Below are 14,644 nucleotides of genomic sequence, written 5' to 3'. Positions count from 1 at the left end.
CACGTGAGCGACTTCGAAAGTGCAACTGAGATCATGCTGAGTAAGCCGTCGAGCATGGATATTGGTGTCGAGTATTTCGACCATATCAAGAAAATCAATGACATATTCTATGATCAGATCAAGATTTCTGATCAGAAGGCTGCCTATATCTTTACTTTTATGCTCGCCTTCCTGGTGAGCTCAAGCGAGGTGAGGGCGGTCTTCAACCCGGCACGTTATATCGGCGGGACGCCGGGCGGCATGTTGTTCTCGGGCCTGCTTGCCGCAGCTTCGGTCTTTTCAATCCTGTCGGCCATTCTCGTCGTGCTGCCGCGCCGTTTGGACAGCTCGACCTCGCTGTTCTGGGGCGCCTGGCCCGGCCATCGCGACATGTTCTTCGAGGCGGCACTCAGGCGCGACGAGCGTTACCTCTTCGACCAATATCTCGAAAACGCCAACATCCTCTCCACCATCGCCCGCAACAAATATCGCTGCGTCACCTTTGCGTTTCGTGGGCTGATGGTGAGCGTGATTGCCTATGTGCTGCTGTTGGTGGCGATGTGAGAGTGGGTTGTTAACACCCTCATTTGCTTTTCGCTTGCCGCTCAAGGCGTTCGTCGCTGGCGCGAATGCGCTGAGCGCAAGCGAAGCCAAGAATGCAGGGGCGGTGAGCAGGGCGGGCCGGAGCGCGCCCGGCTATTGTCAATCCTCGACTTCGAGGACCAGTTCAAGTTCGATCGGCAGGCCGAGGGGCAGGCTGGCGACGCCGAGCACGACGCGGCCTGAGAGCTTTTCCTCGCCGAAGACCGCAAGCAGCATTTCAGATGCTCCGTCCGCAACCTTCGGATGGTCGCGGAAATCGCCTTCGGTCGCGATATAGACGCCGAGCTTGACGACCCTGACGACCCTGTCCAGTGAACCGAGATGGTCCCTGGCGGCTGCGAGCGCGCTCAGCGTTGCCGTTTCGGCCGCCTTCCTGCCGTCTTCGGCCGTCAGAACACCGCCGACGCGGCCGATATAGCGCGGCTCATGGCCGACGACCGGCAGCATCCCGCTGAAGAAGACCAGATTGCCGGTCCTTATCGCTTCGACATAGGCCCCAAAGGGTGTCGGCGGCGGGGGAAGCGCAATGCCAAGTTCCTGCAGCCGCCGTTCCGCGCCGGCTGCCTGCGCTTTCGCATGGTCTACCATCTGCCCAGATGTGCGCCGCCGTCGACGTGCAGCACCTCCCCGGTTACGCGCGGCGCTTCGGTGAGAAAGACGACTGCGTCGACGATCTCCTCGACATTTGATATGCCCACCATCGGCGACAGCGTCGTCAGGAAGTCCTTCGGATTGTCCTTGTGCAGCGGCGTGTCCACCACACCTGGAGCCACAATATTGAAGCGAATTTTCTCGTTCGCATATTCCATCGCCAGGTTCTTGGAGATTGCGTTGATGCCGCCCTTCGTCATCATCGATACCGAAGCGGAGAAGCCGGCGATCGGATGATCGGTCAATGGCGTGGTGATGCTGACGACGCTGCCGCCTGACTTCTGCGTGAGCATCTGCCTGACGACCAGTTGGGTCAGATGGATGAAGCCTTCGAGATTGGTCGAGGACAATTTCCGGAAGTCTGCCATCGTGAAATCGACGAACGGCTTGGCCAAGAAAATGCCGGCATTGTTGACGAGGCCGTCAATCGAACCGAACCGGCCGATTGCTGCCCTTGTCACCCGCGCTGCGGTTTCGGCATCGCCGATGTCGCCATCAACGAGCGCCAGCTTGTCCGAGGCCTTGAAGGCATCCGAAGCGCTGACCTGGCGTGAGGTGGCGACGACATTATAGCCGCGCTCGACGAAGGCGTTGACGAGGCCTGCTCCGATACCCTGGGAGGCGCCCGTGACGATCACTGTTTTTGCCGTACTCATGTTGATCTCCAAAAGATTGGTTCGGGCAACGGGCCTTGCTTGTGAAGGACGGGTCGCTCGAGATGGGGCTGCTGCGAATGCGCCTCCATCGGGTTGTCTGTGTTCGCAAGGTGAATATGGCGAAAGCGCCATTCCTCGATTAGATGGAAATATCTGGATTCTCTTTTGCGCCTGTGCAAAAATCAGCCATGGCCGATCTCAACGATATCGCCGTGTTCGTGAAGGTGGCGCAGTACGGCAGCTTCAGCCGCGCCGCCCATTCGCTTGGTATGCCGGTATCGACGGTCAGCCGGAAGGTGACGTCGCTGGAGGAGCAGCTTGGGGTGACGCTGCTGCAGCGGACGACCCGCAAGCTCAGCCTGACCGCGCAGGGCCGCGCCTATTACGATCAATGCCGCGAGCCGCTCGCCCATATCCTCGATGCCGAGCAGGTGCTCACGCAAACGCAGAGAAAACCCGAAGGCCTGCTGAAGATTTCCGTGCCGGTCATTTTCGGGCAGGAGGTGTTTTACGAATTTGTCTCTGCCTTCCTGAAGACATATCCCGATATCCAGATCGATCTCTTCGTCACCAACCTGTTCCTCGATCTCATCGCGGAGAATGTCGATCTCGGCATCCGTTTCGGCGAACTCAAAGATTCGAGCATCGTTGCGCAGCGGTTCGGCAAGAGCGTGCGCTACCTGGTCGCCACACCGGACTATCTGAAAGGTCGGGTGCTCCCGTTAAAGCCCGAAGACCTGAAGGACCATCGGTGCGTTCTGCTGAACGGCCGCAACGGTGAGGCGGAATGGCATCTGGTGAGCGGGCGCAAAACGGTTCGCCTGCACGTGTCGGGGCCGGTATCGAGCCGGGATTTCGATACGGTGAGCGCCTTCACCTATCGCGGACACGGGATCGGATTGTTGCCTTCGACCTATTGCGACGAGCAGATCAAACGAGGCGAACTCATCCGCCTGCTGCCGGACTGGTCGTCCGAGGAAATCTTTGTACATGCCGTCTATCCCACACGGCGTTTCCTGCCCGCGAGATTGCAGGTCTTTCTTGAGGCGCTGAAGGCTTGGAAGAACCCGTTGTGGCTTCCCTTGCATTGAGTTCCTTCGAAGGGCGGGGCGGGTGCTCCAGCCGCCACGGAAACGTTCCGGACATCACCGAAAATTGAAGCCGTATGTGCGGGCGGGGGGCCTGCGTCGGCCAAGCTGTGTTAGAGTTTGCCGGCTTGGATGGCGCGGGGATTGGATTGCCAATGCTGACGACGCTTGCGGTGCTTATCGGTCTTTCCGGCCTCGTCCCGGCAGCGCGGGCGGGGGGAGATGAGGTCGACGTGACCCTCGTGCTTGCCGTCGACACCTCGCGGTCGATGGATTTCGAGGAGATCGGCATCCAGCGCGAGGGGTATGTCGAAGCACTCAAGCACAAGGAATTCATCGATGCGGTGAAGGGCGGGCTCACCGGCCGCATCGCCATCAGCTATTTCGAATGGGCAGGCTATGTCGTCCAGGATTCGGTGATCGACTGGCAGGTGATCGAGACGGAAGAGGACGCGATTGCTTTTGCCGGCAAGCTCGAAGCCCGGCCGATCGCCACGCAGCGGCGCACATCGATCTCCACCGCGATCGCCCAGGGCGCCAGCATGATTGTTTCCAGTCCCTTTCTGTCCAGGCGACAGGTGATCGACGTTTCCGGCGACGGCCCGAACAACTCAGGCAATCCCGTCACACCGACCCGCGACAAGGCGGTAGAGGCCGGTATGATCATCAATGGCCTTGCTATCATGCTGCGGCCTTCCGATGCGCCCAATGGGCTCGACAAATATTACGAGGATTGCGTCATCGGCGGTCCCGGCGCCTTCGTGCTGCCGGTCCGCAAGATCGAGGATTTCGCCGTTGCCGTGCGCCGCAAGCTGGTGCTGGAGATCAGCGGCCTTTCCACGCCGGCAACGGTGCAGAAGACAGCCGGCGCGCCGCCGGCGACCGACTGTCTGATCGGGGAAAAGCAGTGGCGGGACATGTTCGACCGCTGATGCCCGGCGGGTTACCGCGCCGAAATTATATCAGTCAGTACTTGGTAAGCAGCAGAGACGCGATCATCGTTGGGATAGTTTTTATTGGCCGAGATGCTTTTCAGCTGGTGTTGCGGTCTGCGATGACGCCGCAGCCTTTGCCTACAACGGCAACGCTCTGCCGGCCTGCTCGCTGACCATGTATTCGGCATACCAGTCCGGCCAGCCTTCGTCATGCTTGCCGCCGTTTCGCTTCTCGTGTTCGCCGTGGGCGATTGCCGCGCGGCGCAGTGCTGACGCAAGCTCGTTTGACGTCGTGAATTTCGTCTCGTCGGCGTCGATGCGTCCGGGTAGTCGTGTGGTGACTTCCTGGAACAGCCAGCCGTTGCCGTCCGGATCCTTGAACGAGGCGAAGGAGCGATAGCTGCGGTGCTCGGGATCGCGGCCGGCGACGCGCAGCCGTCCGAAGAGATAGGGTTCGTCTTTGCCGGCATAGACGCCGGCAGCGTCATGGAACACTTCGCTCACTTCGATGCCGCGAGCGATGAGATCGCGGCGGGCTGCCTCGATGTCGGAGACGACCAGGTAGAGCCCCTGGGCGGAGCCCGGTGCCGCCGCGGTGACATTCTTGCCGAAGATGATCGCGCAGCCGGAGCCCGGCGGGGTAAACTGGATCACGCGGAAATCGGCGTCATTGGCAAAGTCGGCGTCGAGCCGCCAGCCCAGACCGTCATAAAAACGTTTGGCGCGGTCGACGTCGGCAACGGGGATGACGACCACTTCGAGCTTGGTGTCGACGGACCGTGTATTCGGGGTCTGGATGGGGGCTTCACTGCGCATTGCATTGCTCATCTTCAGCTCCTTGAGGTTTGGACGCATTAAGAATGGCGATACATGTCGGCGGTCAGTGGACCACAGCGTGGCAAGGGCGTCGAATCAATTATTCTGTCGGTATTGAGTGGTTTGGCGCATTCCGCTGCAACACTAGGCGTCGCTCGTCTGCCGATCCGACGAGGCGGCGGGATCCGCTCCCGCCGTCTTCGTCTGTCATTCTGCGGCCCGTCGAGCCGGCGCAGGGAAATGAATACCCTTACGCGGCGAGAGCAGCGCGGGTTTTGCCGATCGTCAAAGCCGCCTTTGCAGCCTCGCGCCCTTTCTCGACGAAATGCGCGCGGTAGATCTGTTTGTGGTGTTCGGTTTCCTGATATTGATGCGGCGTCAGCGAAACCGACAGCACTGGTACGCCGGTATCCATGCCGGCGCGCATCAGCCCATCGACGACGGCCTGGGCGACGAATTCATGGCGGTAAATTCCGCCGTCGACGACGAAAGCGGCAGCAACGACGGCACCGTAGCGCCCGGTTGCGGCAAGGTCGCGCGATAGCAGCGGCATTTCGAATGCGCCGGGAACATCGAACACATCGACCTGCTCGGCCGGAATGAGCTGGTAGAAGCCGTCAAGGGCACGGTCGACGATGTCGGCGTGCCAGCTGGCTTTGATAAAGGCATAACGGGTGGGTGTCACGGTAATCTCCTTTGGCGAACAGACACATCACCCAAGGCGATCACGAGCGTCCCCGACAGCCCGCAAGGGCGGCAGGAACGCACGTTCTCTTTCATCCGGACTATGACCGTCGGCTCAGGCATCTCACCTGATCTGCTGACCCTTCCGAAGAAGGCGCTCGCGGGCTCGCAACTGGAATTGCATACCGCCGGTAGGGACTTTCACCCCGCCCTGAGAACGGCGGGGACAATAGGGGGAAGACGAGGGGCTGGCAATAGGGGAAATGCTTTAGCAGCGACCACTTGTTTTCCATGCATTTCATTAGCGGCACGGCATCCTCCATGGTTCCTCATCCTGAGGCTCTCTTCGGCATTTGTGCTCCGGGCGCTGGCGAGCGCCCGTCGATCGCGACAGCCGTTCCCTCTTGCTGAGGATGGGCGCGCGCCTACATGCTCGGGTGAGGACATCCACGTCAGGACAACAGGACGGAACAGGATACGGCGTCTTCGCCCGAGGCGGGCAGACGACAGTCACCATGGGAGGGAGTGATGCCAGAAGCTTTCGTCGTTCACCGCGAAGCGCATATCGCAGCACCGCCGGCTGCCGTGTTTGCGCTGATGACCGACCCGGAGAAGATCCTGCGCTGGATGGGAACGGAGGCGCAGGTCGAGCCGCAGCCGGGCGGGCTCTATCTCGTTAACGTCACCGGCGCCCGCTTTGCGCGCGGTTCGTTTCGCGAGGTGGTGCCGGTTCATCGCCTTGCCTACAGCTTCGGCTGGGACGGCAGCGAGGTCGTGCCACCGGGATCCAGCCTGGTCGAGATCGACCTGATCGAGCAGGGGGGCGGAACGCTGCTGCGGCTCACGCATAGCGGCCTGCCGAGCGCCGATCAATGCGCCGGCCATGCGGAAGGCTGGGCCCATTATCTCGGGCGGCTGACCGAGGTCGCCGCCGGGCGTGATCCAGGTCCCGACCCTTTTTACGGTAGGACATGAACGGTTTTCCGCCGTAAGAAGGGTACCCGGAAGCGCTTGCCGGAGGGGGAAAACTGCCGGCTGGCGCTCCGATCGGTCGACCGAAAGCGTTTCTTTTTCTCCCGCAAACATGAACGCGTAGTTCATCTCCAGTTCAATTTGGCGCTCCTAAAGTGATTGCGGCTGGATGAAATGGAGTTTTCGATGAAGGCACTTTCTATCGCGGCTGCCTTGCTCGCTGGCAGCCTCTCGATCGGCACAGCTGAGGCGATGCCGGTTGGGACAATCAAGGTTGAGAGCACTGTCACAAAGGTTGACTACGCCTGCGGTCGCGGCTGGCACCTGACGCGCTGGGGCGAATGCCGGCGAAACTGGCGCCGGCCGCCGCCGGTCGCTTTCTACGGTGGTCCGCCCCGTTGGGGCTGGGAGCGGCGTCACCGGGATTGGGATGGCCCGCGCTGGCGCGATGAGCGGCGCTGGGATCGCGAGCGCCGCTGGCGGGATGACTACTAAGGGCCTCATTCAGAGGCAAGCATGGAGAGGCCGGTGCGATGTTTCGCCCGGCCTTTTCGCATGAAAGCTGGCAATTGTGCGCTTCGGTCAGATCTTCCCGTCGATGAGTTCTTCGAGCTCGATTGGATCCTTGACGCCGAATTCATACCATTCGACAAGTTCCTTCGCCTTGCGGCTGCTCTCTTCCGCTGTCAGCTCGACCTGATACCTTTCGCACCACCGCCGAAGGACCGACGTCAGCAGTGCCATGTCATTCCCATCCAGCGGATCTTTCGGCCAGAATATCGTGCCCATCGTACCCCTCAATCACACGATGACGAAGGGCTGCATAATGGAATTAAAACTGCGCAATTTTAAAGTGTTTATTTTTTGTTTCCCACCGCGGTGAGCGTTTTTGACATGGGATGTGGGCATCCTCTGCGGAGAGTCCCTTCCGTTGAGAGGGATGTCATCACGGACATGCGGGGATTCCAGGCAGTACCCCTGGGGAGGTCGGCTTGCGGATGTCCCGAGGGGCATGCCATGATCGCGATATGGATCTGCCATCTCCCCTTGCCTGGCTGGTTGACGAGGCCGGTGCTTCGCCTGGTCCCGAACGGTTTCTGGCCGAGCTCGGGCGCCGGCTGCTGGCTGACGGCCTGCCGCTTTCGGGCGGTGCGCTGACGCTTTCGGTGCCGCATCCGATCATCGCGCGGCGCACCTGGCTGTGGCGAGCCGAGACCGGGGCCGTCATCGAGGCGTTGGCCTTTGCTGCTGATCCGCAGAGCGAGGCCGGGGGCGAGTGGCTGGCCGGGCTCGGGCCGGTGTGGAAGGCCAGGATCGGGTGGGATAATCGGGCATCGGATAGCCCGCAGCTCGGCTGGGCGGGAGTTGCCAACGCGGCGGGGACCGGCGCATTCAGCTCGTCCGAGGCCAGCCTGCTCTGCGACGTCACGCGTTTTGCGGCAGCGCCGCTCGCCGCTTTGGCGGCGCGGGAGGCGCGGGCCGCGTTGCTCGAAGCCTATCTCGGTCGGCGCAGCGCTGCCCGGGTGCAGGCCGGCGCGCTTGCCCGCGGCACCGGCGAGATCATCCGAGCGGCCCTTCTCTGCGCCGATCTGCGCGACTTCACCGCGCTCTCCGAGGTGACCGAGCCTCACGTGATGATCTCAGCACTGGACGCCTGGTTCGACCGTGTCGCCGGCGCCGTGCACGCCTTCGGCGGCGAGGTGCTGAAATTCATCGGCGACGGCGTGCTGGCGATCTTTCCGGTCACGGCGGCGTCGGGCGAGGGCGAAGCAGCCCGAGGGGATCGCGAGGCCTGCGAGGCCGCCCTTCGCGCGGTCGCCGCCAGCCGTGCCGGCATGGTCCATCTCGACCAGGTGCGCCAGGCGCAGGGGCTGGCCCCGCTGCCCTTCGGCGCAGCACTTCATTTCGGCGAGATCCTGTGGGGCAATATCGGCGCTGCCGACCGGCTGGACTTTACCGCCATCGGCCCCGCGGTCAATCTCGTCAGCCGGCTGGAAGGGCTGTGCAAGCCGCTCGGCCGAAGCGTGCTGATCTCGGGTGCGGTTGCAGCGAATACGACGACGAAGCTCACGGCGCTGGGGGAGCACAGCCTGCGCGGCATCGCCGTCCCTTGCGCGGTGTTCACGCTGCCGGCGGATTGAGCCACGAGCAAAGGCACTCACTATTGCAAAGAAAAATTTGCAAAGATGTCTTTGCAATACTAAGCTTCGAGCATGAAAACACGGCGCCCGCAGCCTGCTCAATCCGTCACCGCACCCCGCACCGTCAGCCGCGTCGTGCCGGATCCAAATGCGCTGAAAGCGCTGGCGCATCCGGTCCGGTTGCGCATGCTCGGCATGCTGCGGGTCGATGGACCCGCCACGGCGACGCAGCTGGCCGCGCGGCTCGGGCTGAACAGCGGCGCCACCAGCTATCACCTGCGCCAGCTCGCGCAATACGGCTTCATCGAGGAGGCGCCGCATGCTTCGCGGCGTGATCGCTGGTGGCGCGCCAGTCACGAGCTCACCTCGGTGCCGGCAAGCGAGACCGAGGGCGAAGGACTCGATCTCGCCTTCAACCAGGCGGTGCTCTCCCTGCAGGTCGGCCAGATGCAGCAGGCGCTGGAGGAATATGCAGAACTGCCGGCGGAATGGCGCAAGGCGAGCGCTGCCAACGACATCATCATCCCGATGACGGCGAAGCAGGCGGAGGCCCTGACCAGGCAGTTGACCGACATCATCCTCGAAGCCATGCGGGTGGCTCCGCCTTTGGGCGAGGCGGCCGCTCCGGGCATGGTGCCTTTCTCGATCATGCTGCACGCCTTTCCCTATCCGGGCCGGCTCCCGCATCACAAGGAGGATGGTGGGTCATGAGGAGGGGTGGGCCTTTCCTGGCGCTTGCCGCAGCCGAAACGCTTTCGCTTTCCGGCACGCGCCTGTCGACCATCGCCATTCCCTGGCTGGTGCTGGTCGCCACGGGCAGCCCGGTTTTAACAGGGCTGACGGCGATGATGGAAATGCTGCCCTATGTCGTCGCCAAAGCGCTCGGCGGGCCGCTGATCGACCGCGTCGGCCCGAAGCGCATCGCCGTTGTTTGCGACACCGCCTCGGTGGCCGTGGTGATGCTGGTGCCGCTGCTCGACCGGCTCGGCTTGCTTGGCATGCCGGTGCTGCTGCCGATCGTCTTTGTCATGGGTGTGCTGCGCGGTCCATCCGATGCCGCCAAACAGGCGATGGTGCCCGATGTCGCCGAATTGGCGGCTGTGCCGCTCGAGCGGGTGACCGGGCTCATTGGCGCCATCGAGCGGCTGGCCTCGACGGCGGGTGCGGCCGGCGCCGGTGCGCTGATCGGCCTGATCGGCCCGGGCCAGGCGCTCGTTGTCAATGCCGTCACCTTCGCCGCCGCCGTGCTGATCGTGGGCGTAGGCATCCCCAGGCTGCGAAGCATACCGGAGCCGCGCAGCACTCCCGAGGCCCAGCCGGACTGGATATCCTCCTATCTCGGCGATCTCAGGGAAGGCTGGGGCTTTCTGCGCGGTGATGCGGTGCTCGTCAGCATCATCGTCATGGTGGCGACCACCAACCTGCTGGACCAGGCCTATGGGGCGGTGCTGCTGCCCGTCTGGACGCAGAGCTCGGGCCATGGCCCGGAACTGCTGGGGGCGATGTTTGCGGCTTTCACCGGCGCATCGATCGTCGGCGCGGCGATTGCCGCTGCGATCGGCGAACGGATGCCGCGCCTGATGGTCTTTACCGTGGCCTTCCTGCTGACCGGATTTCCGCGCTTTTTCATCCTTGCGCTGGATGCGCCGCTCATCCTCATCTTCGTCACCCTGGCAATCGCAGGATTCGCCTCGGGCTTCCTCAATCCGATCCTGTCGGCGGTGATCTTCGAGCGCATCCCCAAGCCGCTGACCGGCCGCGTCACCGCGATGAACGCCGCCCTGTGCTTTGCCCTCATCCCCTTCGGAGGCCTCGTCGGCGGCGCGCTGATCACCACGATCGGCCTTGCCTCAGCGCTGCTGTTCACCGGGCTCGCCTATCTCGCTGCAACGCTCTTTCCTCTTGCGCTGAAAAGTTTCCGCGGCTTCGACAAAGCTTTCACCGAGAGCTAGCCAGCGTCGCGGTGGCGTGTGTCGTCCCGGCGCCCAAGCTCCTCGACCATCAGGTCGATGAAGCGACGGACGCGCGATTCCAACGGGCGCTTGTCGGGATAGAGCGTGACGATCTTGGCGTCATCAGTTTCGAGGTCGGGCAGGATCTGCCGCAGGCGGCCGGCGGCGAGGTCGTCGGCGACGAGAAAATCGGGCAGCAGCGCGATGCCCAGCCCCGCCAGGGTGGCGTCGCGGATCGCTTCTGCGCTGTCGAGCCTCAGCCGGCTGCGGCCTTGCGCTGCGATCCAGGAACTGCCTTTGCCGCGAAAGCGCCAGCCCTGCCTTTGATTGCGGCTGGCGAAAATCAGGCAGTCGTGGGCTGCGAGATCGTCGATATCACGCGGCTCGCCGCGCTCAGTGAGGTAGGACGGCGAGGCGCAGAGCCGTGTCCTATAGGTGGCGATCACGCGCGAGATCAGCCGGGTGTCCGACGCCGTCGGGCCGACCCGGATCGCCAGATCGAAGCCTTCCACGACGATGTCGGCGAAGCGATCGGTGGAGCTCATCTCCACCTGGATGTCGGGCCAGGCCCGAAGATATTCTTCAAGCAGCGGCAGCACGACGAGGCGTCCGATGGCATCGGGAACGCTGAGCCTGAGAATGCCCCGTGGCGTACCGCTTCGGCCGGCCACGCTCGCCTCCGCCTCGTCGACGGATGCGAGGATCTGCAAGCCGCGCTCGTAGAACACGCGCCCTTCGTCGGTCAGGTTCAGCGTCCTCGTCGTACGGTTGAGCAGGCGCGCGCCGAGCCGTTCTTCCAGGCGGATGACGGCCTTTCCCGCTGCCGAACGGGAGAGGCCCATGGCTTGGCCGCCGGCGATAAAGCTTCCGGCATCGACGACGGCCATGAAAATCAGGATATCGTTCAGGTTCGTGCGCGGCATCAGGCAACTCGAGCGTTCGGCGACATGAATAAGTCGATCAGTCATGGGATCGATTCAAGGCTCGGACCATCAACGCTCACCCAAGGCGAAAGGTCCGTGCGCGTCGCTTTATCGAGTTGGGGCTCGGCCCTCGCGCATCAGCTCATCGAGATCCGCGCCGTCGCCGGCACCGGCCGACGATGGCCCGGGCTTTGCCGAAGGGGCATGAAAAAGCCGGCTACAGCATGTCGCCGAGACTCCAGTGGTTGTTCCATCGGATATCGATCTCGTCGTCGACATTCTGATATCTGATGTCGGTGGAGAGGCGCAGCCGCCCGCCGCGGTCCTGGTTGGTAGTCGAGGCGTGGATCATATAGGGCGAGTGAAGCACCACGTCACCGGCCTGATAATCGGCGGCGAGCCAGCGGGTGTCGAAGCGCTCCGCCATATCGGGGAGATCCTTCGAAACCCAGCCGCCTTCGGCCATGTGGCGGTTATAGGCGCTGATCCGCTCTTCCGGAGAAAGATCGCCGCTTGCGGCCTGGAACTCGGCCTCCATCCTGACGCCCAGCGTGTGCGAGCCCTCGAGGTAGACAAGGCCGCCCATCTCGGCGGAGATGTCGCCGATCGGAATCCAGGCGGTCACCAGGCGGCTGGTGCCGCCGCGAAGATAGACGAGATCATAATGGGCCGGCGTGGCCGTCGGAGATCCGGGCTGGACGAAACGCATGATCTTGCGCTTGTGCAGATAGGAGATGCCCTGCAGGAAATCGTCCATGAAGCCGGCGAGCGGCGGTTGCGCGCAAAAACCTTCATAGGCGGCAGAGCGGACGAGAGACATCAGGCGCCGGTCGGCCAAGTTCCTGTCGAAGCCGGCGGCAGACGCGATGCCCAGAGAAAAATCATTGCCGGGCTCGACCAGTCCGGTTTCGGCGAGATGTTCGAAAACCCAGTGGCGGAAATCGATGACATCGGCCCGCGGCAGAAGGCCTTTCAGCCAGACATAGCCATCGTCCTGGTAGCGGCGGCGGATGGCGTCGACGCCGATGGCGGGATCGGTCGGCGTGAGCCAGCCCGTCCGCTCCGCAGGCAAGGTCTTGCCATGGGCGGCAAGGGGAAATTCCGGCTTTCGGGCTTGCATGGTCTGGGCAGCAATTGACATTTCGGCCCTCCCTAGTTTGACTTGATTTGCCGCTATTTAGCTGATCTGCAGGGGCAGCCGACATAGAGGAAAGCCATAGCTGGACTTTTCGCTCATCATGAAAGACGTCGAGGCCATCTATCGATCACCGCTTGGCGCTGCCGGCGGACTTGCGGTCACCGGCAGCGGCAGGCAGCATGCCCGCCATGCGGTGACGGAGCGAAAACTTCCGAGTTTCGCCGTCGTTCTGGTGGAGCGCGGGCAGGGCTGGCTGGAAACCGCTGCCAGCGGCCGCTTGAGCTTGGCGGGGCCGGCCCTCTTCTGGCTGTTTCCCAACCGCGTGCATTCCTATGGCCCCGACGAAGGCGGCTGGGACGAGCGCTGGGCACTTTTCGAAGGATCCTTCACGCGGGACTTCGTCAGGCTGAGGCTCATGGCCGAGCGGCACCCGGTCGTCGCCCTGGATCATCTCGATGACGTCGCGCGGCTCTTCGCCAAGCTTCATGCCGATCTGCTTGACGATAGCAACCTCGGACAAGCGGCGGCGGCTTTGATGCTGCATCGCATCGTCATCTCAGCCGCCGGACAGGCAAGCGGCGTGGCCGATCGACGCCGGGAAAGGCCCGATATGGCCGACATCGTGGAAAGGCTGCGGCGGCGGGCGATGCAGCCACTGAATCTCGCCGCCTTCGCCAACGAGCACGGCATGTCGCCGGCCACGCTGCGCCGGCGGTTCACGCTCGAAACCGGATTGCCTCCCAAGGCATTTCAGCTTCGGGCGCGCATGGACCATGCCAAACAGCTATTGGCAACCACCGACGAGAAGATCGAAACGGTTGCTGCCATGATCGGCCTGGATGACGCGTTTTATTTTTCGCGGGTCTTTCACGAGCGTGAAGGCTGCAGTCCTCGCGAATTCCGCGCGAGATACAGGCGGGTTTGAGCGTCAGCGCCAGCCGAGCGCCGGGGCGACATGGGTCAGGATCGCCTCGATGACATGGGCGTTGTATTCGACGCCGAGCTGGTTGGGGACGGTGAGCAGCAGCGTGTCGGCCTCGGCGATCGCCTCGTCTTCGGCGAGCTGCTTGATCAGCGCATCGGGTTCGGCGGCGTAGCTGCGTCCGAAAATCGCCCGGGTCTTCTCGTCGATGAAACCGATCTTGTCACCCTCGTCGTTGCCGTAGCCGAAATAGGCGCGGTCGCGGTCATCGACCAGCGCGAAGATGCTGCGGCTGACCGAGACGCGCGGCTGGCGCGTGTGACCGGCTTCTTTCCAGGCCGCGCGATAGGCGCGGATCTGATCGGCCTGCTGGACGTGGAATGGCTCTCCTGTTTCGTCGTCCTTCAGCGTCGAGCTCTGCAGGTTCATGCCAAGCTTGGCTGCCCAGACGGCGGTGGCGTTGGAGCTGGCGCCCCACCAGATCCTCTCGCGCAGGCCCTCCGAATGCGGCTCGAGGCGAAGCAGGCCGGGCGGGTTCGGAAACATCGGCCGCGGGTTCGGCTTGGCAAAACCTTCGCCGAGCAGCACTTCGAGGAAGACTTCGGCGTGATGGCGGGCCATGTCGGCCTCGCTCTGGCCCTCGGGCGGGGCATAGCCGAAATGACGCCAGCCATCGATTACCTGCTCGGGCGAACCGCGGCTGATGCCGAGCTGCAGTCGGCCGCCGGCAATGAGGTCGGCTGCACCGGCATCCTCGGCCATATAGAGCGGATTCTCGTAGCGCATATCGATGACGGCGGTGCCGATCTCGATCCGGCTGGTTCTCGCGCCGACAGCTGACAGCAGCGGGAAGGGGGCCGCCAGTTGGCGGGCAAAGTGATGCACGCGAAAATACGCCCCGTCGGCTCCGAGCTCCTCGGCCGCGACGGCAAGGTCGATCGACTGCAGCAGCGCATCGGCCGCCGAGCGCGTCTGCGATTGAGGCGAGGGCGTCCAGTGCCCGAACGAGAGGAAACCGATCTTCTTCATGCCACGCCTTTTCCGTTGCATCTCATGGTGGATGGGTCATGGCATAGTTTCGGGCCGGAAGACAATCGGAACTGGGTGGGTGTGGCGTATCACTTATCCGGCATTTGGCGCGCTATCTTGCGCTAAGCCGTGATGTTCGCGCCTTGATCAGTTGT

At 63.1% G+C, this 14,644-nt stretch carries 17 protein-coding genes and 1 riboswitch; of the genes, 9 read left to right on the top strand and 8 right to left on the bottom strand.

The annotated features are described in order from the left end of the window. The first annotated feature begins 3 nt into the window (after positions 1-3). Entirely contained in the window at positions 4-543 is a 540-nt protein-coding gene (locus QMO82_RS15070) for a Pycsar system effector family protein (protein WP_183606789.1), read from the top strand. Positions 544-681: 138 nt separating this feature from the next. On the opposite strand, the gene QMO82_RS15065 is transcribed toward QMO82_RS15070, so the two are convergent. Together QMO82_RS15065 and QMO82_RS15060 are read right to left on the bottom strand one after the other, a co-directional pair. Continuing rightward, complete coding sequence (locus QMO82_RS15065) at positions 682-1,170, bottom strand: RidA family protein (protein ID WP_183606790.1); 489 nt, start codon at positions 1,168-1,170, stop codon at positions 682-684. Beyond that, complete coding sequence (locus QMO82_RS15060; protein WP_183606791.1) at positions 1,164-1,889, bottom strand: SDR family NAD(P)-dependent oxidoreductase; 726 nt, start codon at positions 1,887-1,889, stop codon at positions 1,164-1,166. The genes QMO82_RS15065 and QMO82_RS15060 overlap by 7 nt, the downstream gene beginning before the upstream one ends. Positions 1,890-2,077: 188 nt before the next feature. Between QMO82_RS15060 and QMO82_RS15055 the strand changes: the two genes are divergently transcribed. Together QMO82_RS15055 and QMO82_RS15050 are read left to right on the top strand one after the other, a co-directional pair. Next, positions 2,078-2,980, top strand: a complete 903-nt coding sequence (locus QMO82_RS15055) for a LysR family transcriptional regulator (RefSeq protein WP_183606792.1) — start codon at positions 2,078-2,080, stop codon at positions 2,978-2,980. 152 nt (positions 2,981-3,132) lie between these two features. Continuing rightward, a complete protein-coding gene (locus QMO82_RS15050) occupies positions 3,133-3,909 on the top strand; it encodes a DUF1194 domain-containing protein (RefSeq protein WP_183606793.1) in 777 nt (258 codons plus the stop codon). Between the two features lie 141 nt (positions 3,910-4,050). On the opposite strand, the gene QMO82_RS15045 is transcribed toward QMO82_RS15050, so the two are convergent. Both QMO82_RS15045 and QMO82_RS15040 read right to left on the bottom strand, forming a co-directional pair. Beyond that, positions 4,051-4,740 (bottom strand): VOC family protein, encoded by a 690-nt coding sequence (locus tag QMO82_RS15045; RefSeq protein WP_183606794.1) that lies wholly within the window; start codon positions 4,738-4,740, stop codon positions 4,051-4,053. 238 nt (positions 4,741-4,978) lie between these two features. Continuing rightward, a complete protein-coding gene (locus QMO82_RS15040; protein WP_183606795.1) occupies positions 4,979-5,413 on the bottom strand; it encodes a 6,7-dimethyl-8-ribityllumazine synthase in 435 nt (144 codons plus the stop codon). 79 nt (positions 5,414-5,492) lie between these two features. Continuing rightward, a riboswitch (FMN riboswitch) is annotated at positions 5,493-5,635 on the bottom strand. A 305-nt stretch (positions 5,636-5,940) separates the two neighbouring features. Here QMO82_RS15040 and QMO82_RS15035 point away from each other — a divergent pair. Further along, entirely contained in the window at positions 5,941-6,387 is a 447-nt protein-coding gene (locus QMO82_RS15035; RefSeq protein WP_183606796.1) for an SRPBCC domain-containing protein, read from the top strand. Between the two features lie 183 nt (positions 6,388-6,570). Continuing rightward, entirely contained in the window at positions 6,571-6,879 is a 309-nt protein-coding gene (locus QMO82_RS15030) for a GCG_CRPN prefix-to-repeats domain-containing protein (RefSeq protein ID WP_183606797.1), read from the top strand. Positions 6,880-6,966: 87 nt separating this feature from the next. On the opposite strand, the gene QMO82_RS15025 is transcribed toward QMO82_RS15030, so the two are convergent. Next, complete coding sequence (locus QMO82_RS15025) at positions 6,967-7,173, bottom strand: hypothetical protein (RefSeq protein WP_183606798.1); 207 nt, start codon at positions 7,171-7,173, stop codon at positions 6,967-6,969. A 239-nt stretch (positions 7,174-7,412) separates the two neighbouring features. On the opposite strand from QMO82_RS15025, the gene QMO82_RS15020 reads away from it, so the two are divergent. The 3 genes from QMO82_RS15020 to QMO82_RS15010 all read left to right on the top strand — a co-directional run bounded on the left by QMO82_RS15020 (position 7,413) and on the right by QMO82_RS15010 (position 10,477). Continuing rightward, entirely contained in the window at positions 7,413-8,525 is a 1,113-nt protein-coding gene (locus QMO82_RS15020) for an adenylate/guanylate cyclase domain-containing protein (protein ID WP_183606799.1), read from the top strand. Positions 8,526-8,597: 72 nt separating this feature from the next. Beyond that, entirely contained in the window at positions 8,598-9,236 is a 639-nt protein-coding gene (locus tag QMO82_RS15015; RefSeq protein WP_183606800.1) for a helix-turn-helix domain-containing protein, read from the top strand. After that, positions 9,233-10,477 (top strand): MFS transporter, encoded by a 1,245-nt coding sequence (locus QMO82_RS15010; RefSeq protein ID WP_183606801.1) that lies wholly within the window; start codon positions 9,233-9,235, stop codon positions 10,475-10,477. Before QMO82_RS15015 ends, QMO82_RS15010 begins: the two co-directional genes overlap by 4 nt. Here the strand turns inward: QMO82_RS15010 and QMO82_RS15005 are convergent. Together QMO82_RS15005 and QMO82_RS15000 are read right to left on the bottom strand one after the other, a co-directional pair. Next, a complete protein-coding gene (locus QMO82_RS15005) occupies positions 10,474-11,400 on the bottom strand; it encodes a LysR family transcriptional regulator (RefSeq protein ID WP_183607668.1) in 927 nt (308 codons plus the stop codon). The genes QMO82_RS15010 and QMO82_RS15005 overlap by 4 nt on opposite strands. A 217-nt stretch (positions 11,401-11,617) precedes the next feature. Continuing rightward, a complete protein-coding gene (locus QMO82_RS15000) occupies positions 11,618-12,541 on the bottom strand; it encodes a phytanoyl-CoA dioxygenase family protein (protein WP_183606802.1) in 924 nt (307 codons plus the stop codon). A gap of 97 nt (positions 12,542-12,638) precedes the next feature. On the opposite strand from QMO82_RS15000, the gene QMO82_RS14995 reads away from it, so the two are divergent. Beyond that, a complete protein-coding gene (locus QMO82_RS14995; RefSeq protein WP_183606803.1) occupies positions 12,639-13,463 on the top strand; it encodes an AraC family transcriptional regulator in 825 nt (274 codons plus the stop codon). Between the two features lie 3 nt (positions 13,464-13,466). Here the strand turns inward: QMO82_RS14995 and QMO82_RS14990 are convergent, their stop codons facing one another. After that, a complete protein-coding gene (locus tag QMO82_RS14990; protein WP_183606804.1) occupies positions 13,467-14,489 on the bottom strand; it encodes an LLM class flavin-dependent oxidoreductase in 1,023 nt (340 codons plus the stop codon). Positions 14,490-14,644 lie beyond the last annotated feature (155 nt).

Origin of the sequence: Rhizobium sp. BT04 (assembly GCF_030053135.1) — a bacterium.
Classification (GTDB): Bacteria; Pseudomonadota; Alphaproteobacteria; order Rhizobiales; family Rhizobiaceae; genus Rhizobium; species Rhizobium binxianense.
This window is presented reverse-complemented; position numbering and strand designations above follow the sequence as displayed.

Bases quoted from the DNA above. Each gene is read 5' to 3' on its own strand.
- QMO82_RS15065 (WP_183606790.1), bottom strand. From the start codon at position 1,170: ATGGTAGACCATGCGAAAGCGCAGGCAGCCGGCGCGGAACGGCGGCTG.
- QMO82_RS15060 (WP_183606791.1), bottom strand. From the start codon at position 1,889: ATGAGTACGGCAAAAACAGTGATCGTCACGGGCGCCTCCCAGGGTATC.
- QMO82_RS15055 (WP_183606792.1), top strand. From the start codon at position 2,078: ATGGCCGATCTCAACGATATCGCCGTGTTCGTGAAGGTGGCGCAGTAC.
- QMO82_RS15050 (WP_183606793.1), top strand. From the start codon at position 3,133: ATGCTGACGACGCTTGCGGTGCTTATCGGTCTTTCCGGCCTCGTCCCG.
- QMO82_RS15045 (WP_183606794.1), bottom strand. From the start codon at position 4,740: ATGAGCAATGCAATGCGCAGTGAAGCCCCCATCCAGACCCCGAATACA.
- QMO82_RS15035 (WP_183606796.1), top strand. From the start codon at position 5,941: ATGCCAGAAGCTTTCGTCGTTCACCGCGAAGCGCATATCGCAGCACCG.
- QMO82_RS15030 (WP_183606797.1), top strand. From the start codon at position 6,571: ATGAAGGCACTTTCTATCGCGGCTGCCTTGCTCGCTGGCAGCCTCTCG.
- QMO82_RS15025 (WP_183606798.1), bottom strand. From the start codon at position 7,173: ATGGGCACGATATTCTGGCCGAAAGATCCGCTGGATGGGAATGACATG.
- QMO82_RS15020 (WP_183606799.1), top strand. From the start codon at position 7,413: ATGGATCTGCCATCTCCCCTTGCCTGGCTGGTTGACGAGGCCGGTGCT.
- QMO82_RS15015 (WP_183606800.1), top strand. From the start codon at position 8,598: ATGAAAACACGGCGCCCGCAGCCTGCTCAATCCGTCACCGCACCCCGC.
- QMO82_RS15010 (WP_183606801.1), top strand. From the start codon at position 9,233: ATGAGGAGGGGTGGGCCTTTCCTGGCGCTTGCCGCAGCCGAAACGCTT.
- QMO82_RS15005 (WP_183607668.1), bottom strand. From the start codon at position 11,400: ATGCCGCGCACGAACCTGAACGATATCCTGATTTTCATGGCCGTCGTC.
- QMO82_RS15000 (WP_183606802.1), bottom strand. From the start codon at position 12,541: ATGTCAATTGCTGCCCAGACCATGCAAGCCCGAAAGCCGGAATTTCCC.
- QMO82_RS14995 (WP_183606803.1), top strand. From the start codon at position 12,639: ATGAAAGACGTCGAGGCCATCTATCGATCACCGCTTGGCGCTGCCGGC.
- QMO82_RS14990 (WP_183606804.1), bottom strand. From the start codon at position 14,489: ATGAAGAAGATCGGTTTCCTCTCGTTCGGGCACTGGACGCCCTCGCCT.